Origin of the sequence: Blautia hansenii (assembly GCF_013304445.1) — a bacterium.
Classification (GTDB): Bacteria; Bacillota; Clostridia; order Lachnospirales; family Lachnospiraceae; genus Blautia.
In genome coordinates this window covers 35040-50612 of sequence record NZ_JAAITA010000013.1, presented here as the reverse complement: position 1 = coordinate 50612, position 15573 = coordinate 35040, and the positions used below count along the sequence as shown (strand labels likewise).

Sequence of the window (15573 nt, the reverse complement as noted above, 5' to 3'; positions counted from 1 at the left end):
AGTGTCGAAAGGCCTTACAGCCTTCTAAATCATGTCGACTTTTCTCAATTTCGTTATCAGCATTAAGCTGTAACTTCAAGATTTCACATTCGCTGAAGGAAGAAAGAAAAGCCGGAATGTACAAAAGACGGTTCCATTCTTCTCCTCTGCAGCGGCAGATGTGTCTTGTATGTTACGCATTACATACTCTCTTACGGGGATGCCAAAAGGCATCCCCGTTTTCTGTTTTGTCAGGTTCGGACAAATACTGCCGGGCTTTTAGCAGAATCCGTGTCCGTTGCCGCAGCACAGAAGCAGGATAAGCAGAAGCAGACAGCTGTTGTCGCCATTGCCGCAGCCACATCCGTCATTGTTGAAACCGTTGCCGCAGAAAGCCAGCAGAATCAGAATCCAAACGATACAGTTACAGTCTCCGAAACCTCTTCCTGTCATATTACCTCCGCAGTTGTCATCACATCCGCAGCCACAGTTTGTAGCAGCCAAATCACTCATGTTTGTTCCTCCAAATATTTTGTTTACAATTTCATACTATGCCGGGAATAAAAAATGGTGCTGAAAAATTTTATTTTCAGGAAAGAATAAAGGAGGAGAACACCTGATAGATATTTAAAGTTCCATATCCCCATTCCCGGTTGGGGTAGAGTTTGTCGCCGGTTCGTCCGGCGCCTCGTATGAGCAGGGCCTTTAGTTCTGAGTTGTTGAAAATTCTGGGCGGCGTCCGTCCCATGCCCCATTCGATAAGCAGGGCACAGCCTCCGGCTGTGATGGCAGCAGCAGCAGAGGTTCCGGTGATGGTGGAGTAGCGGTCTTTCGGAGCAGGAGCCAGAATATTTACGCCGGGGGCTGTGATATCCGGTTTAATCTGTCCGGTACGGGTAAAGCCTCTGCTGGAATTTAAAAGCAGGCTGTTGTTGTAGGCGTTGTAAGCCGCTGTGGTAGTCACGGAAGAGGCTGCAGCAGGGACAGTAAGAGTGGTATCCGGATTGGGACGCAGAAATTTCACATCGGGATTGGAAAAGCCGGTAATGGGCAGCCACATATGGTAATCTCCGCTGTTGAAACTGCTGGTGTAGACACGGATTTTCCAGGAGCCGGGGGTAGGATTGGAAAACCGAATAAAAATCAGCTGCTGTCCGGAAAGCGTCTGTACAATCTCAGAGGTGACAAAAATCCTGGTTTCTTCCAGAATAAAAGAAATCTTTTCACTGTAGCTGATACGGGGAGGGATTTTGGGTATGACTTCGCCAAGGGGTGATTCAAAGCCAACTGCATATACTTCCGGCGGCTGTCCCCACAATTCTACACAGAATCCCTGGGTATCCGGTTCCACCAGAATCTCAACAGCGTCGAATTGGTCAGAGCTTACGGCAGTACCGTAGTAATGATGGCCCTTCCCAGCCTCGTTTCCTGCTGCTACTACTGCATGAAGTCCACGGTAATTGTCTGTAATGGACAGCATGAAATCCAGCGGAGAGGTGCCGGAATGGGAACCTTGATTGGACCCCACTCCAATGCAGATAACCACCGGTTTTTTCAGTTCGTCTGCCAGCCGCACCAGATAGCGGATACCCATCATAATATCCGAGGACTGGTAGGCCGGTGCCTCTCCTGTAACATAGAACAGTTCTTTTAAATAATTCTTCGCTTCTTTTAACTTCACCATGGCAATCATGGCTTCCGGAGCCGCGCCGATAAAATCGTCTTCTGCCAGTTCACTGCCGGCTGCAATACCTGCCAGTTGGGTTCCATGTCCGTTTTCATCCTGGCTTGGTACAATCTGGAAAGGGTTCTGAGCTTTCAGGGCCTGTTCAATATCTTCTCTGGTGTAACCGCTTCCGTACTGCAAATCATAAGGCGGCGTACCGCTTTGGATGGTCTGATCCCAGATACCGTAAATCCGGCTGGAGCCGTCTTTTTGGCGAAAGGCCTTATGCGTGTAGGATATCCCGGTGTCAATAAAACCCAGCAGCACATCCCGGCCTTTCAGATTCAGTACCGGCTGATTTTGTACTGCAGTAATACCGGAAGCATCCAGAGACACGCTGTTTAGAAGTGTAAACAATTTGGGAACCGTATTATAAAAGAAGCCGTAATCATAATAATTCTGAAAAAATTCTTCAGCCAGAGGGTAGTGGATGATGCCGTAATATTCGTTGAAGATTCTTGCCCCATATTCCTTATAGTCTTCCAGAAACCCCGTATACACCGGCAAAATCAGGTCTACATATTCCTCTGACAGAATCATCTCTTTTACAGAAGGCATAAAAACTCCTGAAATTCGTTTTTCTTAAATCTATGAAAAAGAAAAGAAAAACTTGACTGGAATCTGTGCACAGTATCACTGGTTTACCGACATAGAATAAGATAATAAAAAGGAAAAAGGCAGGTGAAAGAAAATGGCATATGTGCTTCCTACCGGAAGGGGTGTAACGGCAGCAGTGCTGGATACCGGCGCCTGCCCTCACAGGGATTTTGACAGCCGGATTCTGGCTTTTGAGGATTTCGTCCATGGCCGTTCTCTTCCCTATGATGATAATGGACACGGCACACATGTACTGGGGATTCTGGGCGGCAGCGGGAGAGCGTCCAACGGAAAATTCCGCGGCGCAGCCCCCGGCTGCGGTCTGATTCCTCTAAAGGTACTGGATAAAAATGGAAACGGAAGTCAGGAAACCGTTATCGAAGCCATGCAGTGGATTTTAAAATACCGTGAAAAATATCATATCCGCATTGTAAATATTTCTGTGGGAACTACCAGCAGGGAGGGGCATGAACAACTGATTGAGGCTGTGGAGGAGGCTTGGGACGCGGGATTGATTGTGGTGGCAGCAGCAGGAAATCAGGGACCGGGGCAGGGCAGTGTCACCGCCCCCGGCTGCAGCCGGAAGATTATTACGGTAGGCTCCTCGGATATGATAGTCCATAATCTGGGACTTTCCGGACGGGGACCTACCAAAGACTGTGTAAGCAAACCGGATATTGTAGCGCCAGGCAATGCAGTAACCTCTTGTGCTAATTTCCCTGCAGCCTTTCCCTATACAGTAAAAAGCGGCACCTCCATGTCCACGCCTCTGGTTTCCGGCGGGATTGCCCTCTTTTTGGAACTGCACCCGGAATCTACCAATCTGGACATCAAAAAACGGCTCAGAAGCACTGCCATAGATTTGGGCTACCCTCACAACCTGCAGGGATGGGGACTTTTCCGACTGAAAAATTTTCTGGAGGGAAAATGAAAAACAGACTTGACATTCCGATTGTGATTGTATACAATGATACAAATGCTTTATTAATGCATAGTATTAAGTCGATAAACAAGGAGTGAGTACCATGATAAACAGAGCTGTCAGAATGAATTATCACACAAATTTACTGGAACTGGAAGAACACATGTATCCCCTGGTGGATGTAGAAACTCCCAATGTGTTCCATAACCTGTTTCCCTATTCTGAAGTTCCCAAAATTGCGTTCAATGACCGTATTGTTCCCCATCATATGCCGGATGATATCTGGATTACAGATACGACCTTCCGGGACGGTCAGCAGTCCAGAGCTCCCTATACCGCAGAGCAGATTGTGCGCATTTACGAGTATCTTCATCGTCTGGGCGGTCCGAACGGAAAAATCCGCCAGAGTGAATTTTTTCTTTACAGTAAAAAAGACCGGGACGCGGTAGATAAATGTATGGAAAAAGGGTATTCATTCCCGGAAATTACCGGCTGGATTCGGGCCAGTAAAAAGGATTTTGAACTGGTAAAAGAACTGGGATTAAAGGAATGTGGAATTCTGGTGAGCTGTTCAGACTACCATATTTTTTACAAAATGAAAATGACACGGCGAGAGGCCATGGAACATTACCTCAGTGTTATCCGGGACTGTCTGGAAATCGGTATCAGCCCCAGATGCCACCTGGAAGATATTACGAGGGCTGATATCTACGGCTATGTAATTCCTTTCTGCATGGAGCTGACGAGACTTATGGAAGAATATTCCATTCCCATTAAGGTTCGCTGCTGTGATACCATGGGCTACGGGGTCAATTATCCCGGCGCTGTGATACCGCGTTCTATTCCCGGTATCATTTACGGAATTATGACGCATGCCGGTTTTCCTTCGGAACTCATTGAGTTTCATGGGCACAATGACTTTTACAAAGCCGTGAGCAATTCCACTACAGCCTGGCTGTACGGCGCCAGCGGAGTAAACTGTTCTCTTTTTGGCATCGGGGAGCGGACAGGAAATACGCCGCTTGAGGCCATGGTTTTTGAGTATGCCCAGTTAAAAGGTACTTTAGACGGCATGGACACCACCGTCATTACCGAACTGGCTGAATATTACGAAAAGGAATTGGGATACCACATTCCGCCTCAGACACCTTTTGTAGGTTCTTCCTTTAATGTGACGAGAGCCGGAATTCATGCAGATGGCCTCTTGAAAAATGAAGAGATTTATAATATCTTTGATACAGAGAAATTTTTAAAGAAAGCACCTCAGGTAGCTGTTTCCAATACTTCCGGCCTGGCTGGCATTGCCCACTGGATAAACAACCATTTCCACCTGACCGGAGAAAAGCAGATTGACAAAAACAGTGAACTGGCTGTGATGGTAAAGGCCTGGGTGGATAAACAATATGAAGAAGGAAGAGTCACAGTTCTTACAGACGAAGAACTTCTGGCAGTGATCGCCGAAAGCTGCAACCGTCTGCAGATGGAACTGTGATAAGAAGGTGTAAAGCAATATGGCAGCAATATCTTTAAGAGGAAAAGTATTTGACAAAATCCGGGAGGATATTTTAAAAGGCAGGTATAAAAAGGGCGACGAGCTGGTGGAATGTACCATTGGAAAGGAACTGGGGGTCAGCCGTACGCCTGTCCGGGAGGCTATCCGCCAGCTGGAACTGGAAGGACTGGTACAGCTGATACCAAATAAAGGAGCCTTTGTCACCGGAATTTCCTCAAAAGACGTTATGGATATGTATCAAATCCGGGCAAAGCTGGAAGGACTGTGTGCAGCCATGGCGGCAGAGAACATTACCAAAGAACAGTTGGAAGAAATGGAAGAGGCGGTATATCTATCAGATTTCCACGCAGACAAGGGCAATTACGAACAGGTCTGCCAGCAGGACGGCAGGTTTCATCAGCTTTTATATCAGGCATCAGGAAGCCGGATTCTGGCGCATACCCTTTCCGATTTTCACGAATATCTGCAGAGAGTCCGAATGGCTTCTGTGAAGTTCCGTATGCGCGCCCGCCCTTCAAACAGCGAACACAAAACCATTTTAGAAGCCATTCGGACAAAAGATACAAAAAGGGCCGAGGAGGCTGCTTATCTGCATATCCGCAACACCATGGAAAACCTGAAGAATTTTGATATGGAAAAAGTTTTAAGGGAAGAAATCAAATAAGAGAAAAGGAGCGTAACCACTATGGGAAAAATAGCAATGACCACACCTTTGGTAGAAATGGATGGAGATGAAATGACCCGAATCCTCTGGAAAATCATCAAAGAGGAATTACTGGAGCCTTTTGTGGATTTGAAAACCGAGTATTATGACTTGGGCCTTACATACCGCAATGAAACCAATGACGCGGTAACAGTAGACGCAGCAAACGCAGTGAAAAAATACAAGGTTGGGGTAAAATGCGCGACGATTACCCCTAATGCAGCCCGTATGGAAGAATATCACTTAAAAGAAATGTACAAAAGTCCCAACGGAACCATTCGTTCTATGCTGGACGGCACTGTGTTCCGCGCGCCCATCGTTGTAAAAGGCATTGAACCCTGTGTGAAAAACTGGAAGAAGCCTATTACCCTGGCCAGACATGCCTATGGGGATGTGTACAAGAATACAGAAATGCGGATACCGGGCCCCGGCAAGGCAGAACTGGTCTTTACTGCTCAGGACGGCACCGAAACCCGGCAGATGATTCACGAATTTAAGGGCGCAGGTGTGCTGCAGGGTATGCACAATCTGGACGAGTCTATCGAAAGTTTTGCCAGAAGTTGTTTCTCTTATGCCCTGGATACTCAGCAGGATTTGTGGTTTGCCACTAAGGATACCATTTCCAAACAGTATGACCACACCTTTAAAGATATTTTCCAGGAAATCTATGATACTGAATATAAAGAAGCCTTTGAAAAAACAGGACTGACTTATTTCTATACCCTCATAGACGACGCAGTAGCCAGAGTGATGAAAGCAGAAGGCGGTTTTATCTGGGCCTGCAAAAATTATGACGGAGATGTTATGAGTGACATGGTTTCCTCTGCCTTTGGTTCTCTGGCTATGATGACTTCTGTGCTGGTATCGCCCAAGGGATATTTTGAATATGAGGCAGCGCACGGCACAGTACAGCGCCATTATTACAGACACTTAAAAGGGGAAGAAACCTCTACCAACTCGGTGGCAACGATTTTTGCCTGGAGCGGAGCTCTTAGAAAAAGAGGAGAACTGGATGACAACACGAAACTGCAGCATTTTGCAGACAAACTGGAAGCAGCTACAGTAAACGTCATTGAAAGCGGAAGAATGACCAAAGATTTGGCGCTGATTACCAGTATTCCTGCCCCTACGGTTTTGAACAGCCGGGACTTTATCTGTGAAATCCGAAAAGAGCTGGAAGCTGCACTTTAAATCTGCCTCTTTACGAAAAATTTTGAAAAATGGGAAGAGCCGCTTATTCAGCCAGCTCTTCCCATTTTTCATACAGCTTTTCCAGTTTTTCGGCAATTTCTGCCTTTTCTTTGGAAAGGCGGACACATTCTGCCACATTAGTGGCCACCTCCGGATTTGCCATTTCCTCATCAATTTCACTGTCTCTTTGCTCCAGTTCTTCAATGGCCTTTTCCGTTTTCTTTAAATCATTTTCCCGTTTCCGAAGACGGGCCTGCTCCTCTTTTTGCTGCTTCCAATCCATTTTCGTGGCAGATACGGTTTCTGTGTAAACTTCTTCCCGGACTTCGGGGGCATAGATGTCAGTCAGTTCTTCCTTTTTTTCCAGATAATAATCGTAATTGCCGATATAGTTTACCAGTTTGTGATTGGTCAAGTCCAGAATCCTGGTGGCTGTTTTATTGATAAAATAACGGTCATGGGACACATAGAGCACGGTACCTTCATAGTTATTTAAGGCTTCCTCCAGGATTTCTTTGGAAGTAATATCCAGATGGTTGGTAGGCTCATCCAGAATCAGGAAGTTGGCCTGGGAAAGCATAAGTTTGGCTAAAGACACACGCCCCCGTTCCCCGCCGCTTAAAGCAGAAATCGGCTTAAACACATCATCTCCGGTAAAGAGAAAGGCGGCCAGCAGGTTGCGGATTTCCGTATTCGTCAGCTTTGGATAATCATCGGAAATTTCCTCAAAAATGGTTTTCTCCATGTGGAGTACATGGTGTTCCTGGTCGTAGTATCCGATATGTACTTTGCTGCCCAGGCGGAAGCTGCCGTTGTCCGCAGGAATCACCTGATTTAAAATTTTTAAAATCGTGGTTTTTCCCGTCCCGTTGCTTCCGATAATAGCCACCCGCTCACCCCGCTTAATCTGAAAGTTTAAATCCTCAAAAAGCGGGAGAGAGGGAAAGGACTTGGTAAGGTGTTCTACAGTCAGCACATCGTTGCCGCTTATCACCCGAGGCTTTAAAGTAATCCGCATGGAATCGTCCACTTCCACAGGCTTTTCCAATACTTCTATTTTATCCAGCATTTTTTCCCGGCTTTCTGCCCGCCGTATGGATTTTTCCCGGTTAAAAGACTTTAATTTGGCAATGACGGCTTCCTGGTGTTTGATTTCCTGCTGCTGGTTTAAGTAAGCCTGATACGCGGCTCTTCGAAGCATAGCCTTTTTTTCACTGTAGGCGCTGTAGTTTCCTGTAAAAGACGTAACTTTTGTATTGTCAATTTCCACAATTTTCGTGGCGACCTTATCCAGGAAATAGCGGTCATGGGATACAATAAAGACAGCCCCCGGATAGTTCAAAAGATAGGTTTCCAGCCACGCAATGGAATCCATGTCCAAATGGTTGGTAGGCTCGTCCAGAAGGATGATATCCGGCTTGGATAAAAGAAGACGGCCAAGGGCCACACGGGTTTTCTGTCCCCCGGAAAGTGTGGAAATCATTTTGCCGAAATCTTCCTCTGCAAAGCCAAGTCCCTTTAAGACTCCGGTCAGTTCACTTTTGTAGGCATACCCGTTTTCCAGTTCAAACTCATGGGTCAGACGGGAATAGGCCTCCATAATCTTGTTCAATTCTTCTCCCTGGGTGTATTTCATCTCTTTCTCCAGCTGACGCATACGCACCTCCATATCCAGAATGTGCTGCTTTACCTGCAAAAGAGCGTCATAAATAGACAAGTCGCTGGTCAGCTCCTGGTGCTGAGCCAGATAGCCCATGGTTTTCCCTTTGGCTAAAATAACCTGCCCGCTGTCCGGGGGAAGTTCCCCCACAATGATTTTAAAAAGCGTGGATTTTCCTGCCCCGTTAATGCCCACCAAAGCGGCTTTTTCCCGCTCTTCAATATGGAAGCTGGCGTCTGCCAGCAGGGTAACGCCATCAAAAGATTTTTCTATATTCTGACATGCAAGTATCATGATAATTATCTCCTTTAAACTCCGTACAGCTACGAAAGCTGTCCTATTTATTATATCGAAAAATACAGGTTTGACAACAGAGAAACGAAAATTAATTGACTTTAATTTAACAATACACTATAATGGAGCGTAGAAATGTGTATTTTGAATACAGGAGGGTTGTTATGGAGGGAAAATCCATTTCAAAGGCAGTAATTAAAAGACTACCCCGATATTACAGATACTTAGGTGAGCTTATAGAAGAAGGCGTAGAACGAATATCCTCCAATGAGTTAAGCGAAAAGATGCGGGTAACCGCGTCTCAGATTCGTCAGGATTTGAATAATTTCGGCGGCTTCGGGCAACAGGGCTATGGATATAATGTTCCCTATTTATATGATGAAATCGGAAAAATTTTGGGACTGGACAAGACGTACCACATGATTATCATTGGTGCCGGTAATCTTGGACAGGCACTTGCCAACTATGTAAAATTTGAAAAAAGAGGCTTTAAAATTGTAGGTATCTTTGATGTGAATCCGGTACTGAAAGGAATTTCCATCAGAGGAAATGAAATCCGTATGATGGACGAGCTTCCAGAGTTTTTAAAAGAGCAGAATGTGGATATAGCCACGCTGACCCTGCCGAAAAACAACGCGGCAGAGACAGCTGATTTACTGGTAAAAAACGGAATTCGGGCTATCTGGAATTTTGCACATCTGGATTTGGATGTACCAGAGGATGTTATCGTAGAAAATGTACATCTTTCCGAAAGTTTAATGCGTCTGTCTTATAATCTGAATTGTTATGAAAACGAACATCCAAAAAAATAACAACGTAAAAAGCTGCTGTAAAATGTAAAAGAGATTTTGCGGCAGCCTTTTCGCTTTACGCAAGGAAAAAGGACGGGTGAAACATGGAGGAGATTGTAACCGGAAAGCAGATGAAGGAACTGGATGCCTACACCATAGAAACCATGGGAGTACCTTCTCTGGTACTTATGGAGCGGGCGGGACTGCAGGTCTTTGAGAGTATGAAAAAAGAGGGGCTTCCCCTTTCAAAAGTGCTGGTGCTGTGCGGTTCCGGAAATAACGGGGCGGACGGTGTGGTCATTGCCCGGCTTTTGTTTCTGGCAGGATATCAGGTACATGTCTGTATTTTGGGAAATCCGGAACATTTTACAAAAGAAATGAAAACGCAGATAGAAATTGGCAGAAATTATGGAATTTCCTTTGTCAAGACTTTCTGTGTACATGAATATACTACTATCGTGGATGCTCTTTTGGGTGTAGGGCTTTCCAGGGAAGTTTCGGGTCTTTACCGGGAAACCATAGAAAAACTACAGGATTTTTCAGGGAAAATCGCAGCCGTGGACATCCCTTCCGGTATTGACGCAGATACAGGAGCGGTATGGGGCTGTGCCGTCAGGGCAGACCTTACCGTTACCTTTGCCTATAAGAAAGCAGGGCTCTGCCTGTATCCCGGTGCAGCCTATGCCGGAAAACTGCTTACGGCAGATGTGGGCATTTACCACAAAGACAAAAGGTCTCCAGAGCTTTTTGCCTGTACGGACAGGGAACTTAAAAAACTCACCAGAAAACCGGACGGCAATAAGGGCAGCTTCGGCAAGGTCTTTCTGGCCGCAGGCAGCCGGGAAATTTTCGGCGCAGCGTATCTTAGCGGACAGGCTGCTCTGCGAAGCGGCGCAGGTATGCTGAAACTCTGTACGCCAAAAGAAAACAGGGGGTTGTTTACTTGCTTCCCTGAAGCCATGCTGGCACTTTATGAGGACGCTGCGGATATGGAAAACCTGGTGAGAGAAAACCTATGCTGGGCTGATGTGGCCGGCATTGGTCCCGGTCTTGGTACTTCTCCTCAGGCGGAAAGACTTTTAGAGACTCTTTTGAAATACGCAGACAAACCGCTGGTTATTGACGCAGATGGCCTGAATCTGCTAAAGGGTAAGGAAAAGCTTTTAAAAAGCTGTAAAGCTCCGGTGATACTGACCCCTCATCTGGGAGAATTTGCCCGCATGACGGGAATCTCTGTAAAAGAATGGAAGAAAAATCCTCTGACGATTACCAAAGAAACGGCAAAGAAACTGGGTGTCCTGCTGGTGTGCAAAGATGCCAGAACGATTATCAGCCGGGGAACAGAGGAAACCTGTATCAATCTGTGCGGCAATGACGGTATGGCGACAGCCGGAAGCGGAGATGTGCTCACCGGACTGATTCTGGGGCTTCTGGCTCAGGGACTTTCTCCATGGGAGGCAGCCTGCACAGGTGTTTATCTCCATGGAAAGGCAGGAGATTTGGCAGCAGAGAAAAAGGGCAGAGCCGCTATGCTGGCGGGTGATATTTTAGAAGCTGCAGGAGAGATTCTGAAGGAACTTTAACAGGAAAGAAGGACAATTATGAAGATACAGAAAAGAATCCAGGCAAACATCAACCTGGACGCCATTGCATATAATCTGGAAAACATAAAGAAAAACCTGCAAAAAGACACACAGATTATAGCTGTGCTGAAAGCGGATGGCTATGGGCACGGTGCCATACCCCTGGCAAAAGAAATCGAATCTTATCCCTATATCTGGGGAATTGCGGTTGCGACTGTGGACGAGGGTATGGAGCTGCGCCGGGCAGGGATTCAAAAGCCCATTCTTATTTTAGGCTATACTTACGAAGAAGATTACGACCGGATTGTACAGGAGGACTTCCGTCCCACAGTATTTAAGCTGTCTATGGCCGAAAAACTGTCACAGGCTGCAAAAAAAGCCGGAAAAACTTTGAAAATACATATTAAAATTGATACCGGCATGACTCGTATCGGGTATCGCAGTCCGCAGGAGGACATTCCGGAGATTGTAAAGATTTCCAAACTTCCCGGACTTGAAGCAGAGGGAATTTTTACTCATTTTGCCAGGGCAGATGAAAACGACGTTTCTCCGGCAGCCCGCCAGTTGGAAAAGTTTCTGGCATTTCTGACAGGACTTGAAAAGGCCGGAGTCACGTTTCCTCTGCGCCACTGTTCCAACAGTGCAGGCATTATCCGGATGCCGGACGCAAATCTGGACGCGGTCCGGGCCGGAGTCATCCTCTATGGCCTGTATCCTTCTGAGGAAGTAGAGAAAGAGCCGGTGCCTTTAAAAGCGGTCATGGAGTTAAAAAGCCATATTGCATACATAAAAACCGTAGAACCGGGAGTAGAAATCAGTTATGGCGGTACTTTTACCACAACAGAGCCCACAAAAGTGGCAACCATTCCCGTAGGATATGCAGACGGATATTCCAGAGGCCTGTCAAACAAAGGCAGTGTCCTTATCCGGGGCAGACGGGCGCCTATTTTGGGCAGAGTCTGTATGGACCAGTTTATGGTGGATGTAACCCATATTCCGGAGGCAGAAGAACTGGATGAGGTAACCCTTCTGGGAAAAGACGGAGAGGATTGTATTACCATGGAAGAACTGGGGAACCTTTCCGGCAGATTCAACTATGAATTTGCCTGCTGTATCAGCAAACGTGTTCCGAGAGTTTATTATAAAAACGGACAGGTACAGGAATAAGTTTAGATAATACATGAATACACACAAAGAAACTGGGAAGAATGATAAGCAGATATGAGAAAACAAATCGGAGTGTGAAATGTGTGGTTATCAAACGCGGAGATATTTATTATGCCGACCTGCGGCCTGTAGTAGGCAGCGAACAGGGCGGAATCAGACCGGTTCTGATTATACAGAATGATATCGGAAATAAACACAGCCCCACGGTTATATGTGCGGCGATTACTTCCAGAATGAACAAGGCCAAGCTGCCTACGCATATTGAAATTGACGCAGCTTCCTATGCCATTGTCAAAGATTCCGTTATCCTGCTGGAGCAGCTTAGAACCATTGACAAAAGGCGGTTAAAAGATAAGGTATGCCACCTGGATGCGGAGATTTTGCAGAAAGTAAATCATGCTCTCTGTATCAGCCTGGAGCTTCCTACATAGCCGGACCCCTGGTTTTTATGTGCGGAAATCTTGACTAACGAAAGGGAAAATGGTATTTTATTCATGGCACGGTTAAAACATCCGTGAGAAAACGGAAGAAGAAAGAAGGAATGAAAGAGATTTATGGACGATGGGGGCAGCCCTATATGGGCTCTTACAGTTTTTATTTTATTTATTATGATAAACGGAATCCTGTACGGCTTTGGTGCGGCAGTACAGAAAATCAGTGAAAATGAATTGGAAAAGCGGACCAAAGAAGAGGGAGACAAAAAAGCACAGTGGATTTTAAAAATTATGGAAAATCCCAGCCCGATTATCCATACCATACTCACCATTGCAACGCTGCTCAGTATTATGACGGGATATACAGCTATCCATTCTATTACCCCTTATGTGTTTCGATGGCTTACGGAACTGGAGGCTTTTTGGGGAGCGGGTGTGCCGAACTGGATTTTGAAAGATACGGCGCTGATTCTGGTTGTGATTTTTTCTCTGATTGTGCTGTTGTCTTTTGGTGTGATTTCTGCCAAGAAAGTATTTAACAGCAATCCCGACGCCTGGGTATACCGAACAGCCGGAATTGTAAAATTTCTGGTGACGCTTTTTAAACCTGTGACTTTTCTGATTATGAAATTGTCCAACGTGATTGTGCGCCTTTTCGGTGTGGACCCGCATAAGCAGGAGGATGATGTGACCGAGGAAGAGATTATTTCCATGGTAGATGACGCCCACGAACAGGGCATCATCGAAGAGAGCGAAGCGGAAATGATTCAGAATATCATGGAGTTTTCTGAAACGGAGGCTCAGGATATTATGACCCATCGAAAGAATATCCATGCCATAGAGGAGAATGTTCTGTTAAAAGACGCTCTGCTTTATATGCTGGAAAACAGCAATTCCCGGTATCCCGTATACCGGGAGGACATTGACGATATTGTGGGAATCCTGCATTTAAAGGACGCTATGAAGCAGGTGACTCTGGGGCATTGTGAGTCTATGCCAATCTGTACCATCCCCAATCTCATTCGGGAGGCTGCGTATATTCCGGAAACCAGAAATATCAGTGATTTATTCCAGCGTATGCAGGCAAAAAAAATGCACATGGTGATAGTTGTGGATGAATATGGACAAACCTCCGGTATTGTTACCATGGAAGACATTCTGGAGGAAATCGTGGGAAACATTCTGGATGAATATGATGAAGAAGAACATTTTATCCAGGTGCAGACCGATGATTCTCTCGTTATGGAGGGACGCACACCCTTGGAACAGGTAGATGAGGTGCTGGATTCCGATTTTGATGAGGAAGAGTTTGATACCTTAAACGGCTTTCTGACCTCTGTGCTGGGACACGTACCCAATATGGCCGAGGACAAGGAAATCAGAACAAACGGATATTTATTTACTATCCTTGGGGTAGAAAATAATACAATACAAAAAGTTCGGGTGGAAAAGCTGCCCGAAGAAGAAAAAGGAGAAAAGAAATGTCAGGACATTCAAAATTTGCAAACATAAAGCATAAGAAAGAAAAAAATGATGCCAAAAAGGGTAAAATCTTTACTGTTATCGGAAGAGAAATCGTGGTTGCCGTAAAAGAGGGCGGCCCGGACCCGGCCAACAACAGCAAGCTGCGTGATGTTATCGCAAAGGCAAAAGCCAACAATATGCCAAACGATACCATTGAACGAGGAATTAAAAAGGCAGCCGGAGACGCTAATGCGGATAACTTTGAAGTGCTTACATACGAAGGTTACGGCCCAAGCGGTGTGGCTATTATTGTACAGACACTGACTGACAATAAAAACCGTACAGCCGGAAATGTAAGAAGCGCTTTCACAAAGGGCAGCGGAAATATCGGAACCCCCGGCTCTGTATCTTTTATGTTTGACAAAAAAGGTCAGATTATCATTGATAAAGAAGAATGCGAAATGGACGCAGACGACCTGATGATGATTGCTCTGGACGCCGGTGCGGAAGATTTTGCAGAAGAGGAAGACAGCTTTGAAGTGCTGACAGACCCGGATGAATTCAGCACAGTAAGAGAAGCCCTGGAAAAAGAAGGAATTCCTATGCTGGAAGCACAGGTTGCCATGATTCCTCAGAATTATGTCACACTGTCTGACGAACAGGATGTAAAGAATCTGCAGAAAACCCTGGATTTGCTTGATGACGATGACGATGTGACCGACGTGTGGCACAACTGGGAAGAATAAAATTTAACAAGATACACATAATACCTCCAGAAAAGAAAACTGGAGGTATTCTTAATGTCTGAGGAGAAAAAAGAAAAGCTGGAAACCGCAGAAAAGCAAAATGAGCAGATAGAAAACCTGGGAGAAGTCCTTCTGGATGAGAATCAGAAGCAGTATCATATTCAGCTTTTGTCCATTATCGGAGAGGTGGAAGGGCATGAATGTCTCCCTAATAACAGCAAAACCACAAAGTATGAGCACGTTTTGCCAAAACTGGCCATGATAGAGGACAGTCAGGAAACAGACGGCCTCTTAATCCTTTTGAACACGGTAGGCGGAGATGTGGAAGCAGGACTTGCCATTGCGGAGATGATTGCTTCCTTAAGCAAACCTACGGTTTCCCTGGTTCTGGGAGGCGGCCATTCCATCGGGGTTCCCATGGCTGTTTCTGCGGACTATTCCTTTATTGTGCCAAGCGCCACCATGGTGATTCATCCGGTGCGCAGCAGCGGTATGTTTATCGGTGTAATGCAGACTTACCGGAACATGGAAAAGATACAGGACCGTATCACAGGATTTATTGCGGCCCACTCAAAAATGAAGCAGGAGCGTATAGAAGAACTAATGCTGAATACGTCCCAGCTTGTGAAAGATGTGGGAACCATGCTGGAGGGAGAAGATGCAGTGAAAGAAGGATTGATTGATGAGACCGGAGGGATTCGGGAGGCCTTGAAAAAGCTGTATGAAATGATTGAACGTAAAAGACAAATTTCTTAATCAGAAAACTCCGAAGATTTTAAAGTTGTATGATATCCGGATTTATG

The 15573-nt window shown here is 45.8% G+C and carries 14 protein-coding genes; 11 read left to right on the top strand and 3 right to left on the bottom strand.

Annotated elements, in window-relative coordinates:
- Positions 1 to 258 precede the first annotated feature (258 nt).
- A complete protein-coding gene (locus tag G5A70_RS10460; RefSeq protein WP_173749590.1) occupies positions 259 to 492 on the bottom strand; it encodes a chorion class high-cysteine HCB protein 13 in 234 nt (77 codons plus the stop codon).
- Between the two features lie 76 nt (positions 493 to 568).
- Positions 569 to 2263, bottom strand: a complete 1695-nt coding sequence (locus G5A70_RS10455) for a S8 family peptidase (RefSeq protein WP_173749589.1) — start codon at positions 2261 to 2263, stop codon at positions 569 to 571.
- Between the two features lie 133 nt (positions 2264 to 2396).
- On the opposite strand from G5A70_RS10455, the gene G5A70_RS10450 reads away from it, so the two are divergent.
- From G5A70_RS10450 to G5A70_RS10435, 4 genes are all read left to right on the top strand, one after another.
- Positions 2397 to 3233 (top strand): S8 family peptidase, encoded by an 837-nt coding sequence (locus tag G5A70_RS10450; RefSeq protein ID WP_173749588.1) that lies wholly within the window; start codon positions 2397 to 2399, stop codon positions 3231 to 3233.
- A 94-nt stretch (positions 3234 to 3327) separates the two neighbouring features.
- A complete protein-coding gene (locus G5A70_RS10445) occupies positions 3328 to 4716 on the top strand; it encodes a 2-isopropylmalate synthase (protein ID WP_173749587.1) in 1389 nt (462 codons plus the stop codon).
- Positions 4717 to 4735: 19 nt separating this feature from the next.
- Entirely contained in the window at positions 4736 to 5401 is a 666-nt protein-coding gene (locus G5A70_RS10440; RefSeq protein WP_173749586.1) for a GntR family transcriptional regulator, read from the top strand.
- Positions 5402 to 5422: 21 nt separating this feature from the next.
- Positions 5423 to 6631, top strand: coding sequence for an NADP-dependent isocitrate dehydrogenase (locus G5A70_RS10435; protein ID WP_173749585.1), 1209 nt, complete (start codon positions 5423 to 5425; stop codon positions 6629 to 6631).
- Positions 6632 to 6674: 43 nt separating this feature from the next.
- Here G5A70_RS10435 and abc-f read toward each other — a convergent pair whose 3' ends face one another.
- On the bottom strand, positions 6675 to 8585 hold the full coding sequence (abc-f, locus tag G5A70_RS10430) for a ribosomal protection-like ABC-F family protein (RefSeq protein ID WP_173749584.1): 1911 nt from the start codon (positions 8583 to 8585) through the stop codon (positions 6675 to 6677).
- Between the two features lie 164 nt (positions 8586 to 8749).
- Here abc-f and G5A70_RS10425 point away from each other — a divergent pair, with 164 nt between their 5' ends.
- The 7 genes from G5A70_RS10425 to G5A70_RS10395 all read left to right on the top strand — a co-directional run bounded on the left by G5A70_RS10425 (position 8750) and on the right by G5A70_RS10395 (position 15526).
- Complete coding sequence (locus G5A70_RS10425; RefSeq protein WP_173749583.1) at positions 8750 to 9397, top strand: redox-sensing transcriptional repressor Rex; 648 nt, start codon at positions 8750 to 8752, stop codon at positions 9395 to 9397.
- 83 nt (positions 9398 to 9480) lie between these two features.
- Complete coding sequence (locus G5A70_RS10420) at positions 9481 to 10959, top strand: NAD(P)H-hydrate dehydratase (protein ID WP_173749582.1); 1479 nt, start codon at positions 9481 to 9483, stop codon at positions 10957 to 10959.
- A gap of 18 nt (positions 10960 to 10977) precedes the next feature.
- Positions 10978 to 12126 (top strand): alanine racemase, encoded by a 1149-nt coding sequence (gene alr, locus G5A70_RS10415; protein WP_173749581.1) that lies wholly within the window; start codon positions 10978 to 10980, stop codon positions 12124 to 12126.
- A 41-nt stretch (positions 12127 to 12167) separates the two neighbouring features.
- Entirely contained in the window at positions 12168 to 12557 is a 390-nt protein-coding gene (locus tag G5A70_RS10410) for a type II toxin-antitoxin system PemK/MazF family toxin (protein WP_180211134.1), read from the top strand.
- 123 nt (positions 12558 to 12680) lie between these two features.
- Positions 12681 to 14072, top strand: coding sequence for a hemolysin family protein (locus G5A70_RS10405; protein ID WP_173749580.1), 1392 nt, complete (start codon positions 12681 to 12683; stop codon positions 14070 to 14072).
- Positions 14042 to 14770: a YebC/PmpR family DNA-binding transcriptional regulator gene (locus G5A70_RS10400; protein WP_173749579.1), complete on the top strand. Its 729-nt coding sequence runs from the start codon at positions 14042 to 14044 to the stop codon at positions 14768 to 14770. The genes G5A70_RS10405 and G5A70_RS10400 overlap by 31 nt, the downstream gene beginning before the upstream one ends.
- A 54-nt stretch (positions 14771 to 14824) precedes the next feature.
- Positions 14825 to 15526, top strand: a complete 702-nt coding sequence (locus G5A70_RS10395; RefSeq protein ID WP_173749578.1) for a ClpP family protease — start codon at positions 14825 to 14827, stop codon at positions 15524 to 15526.
- The last annotated feature ends 47 nt before the right edge of the window (positions 15527 to 15573 follow it).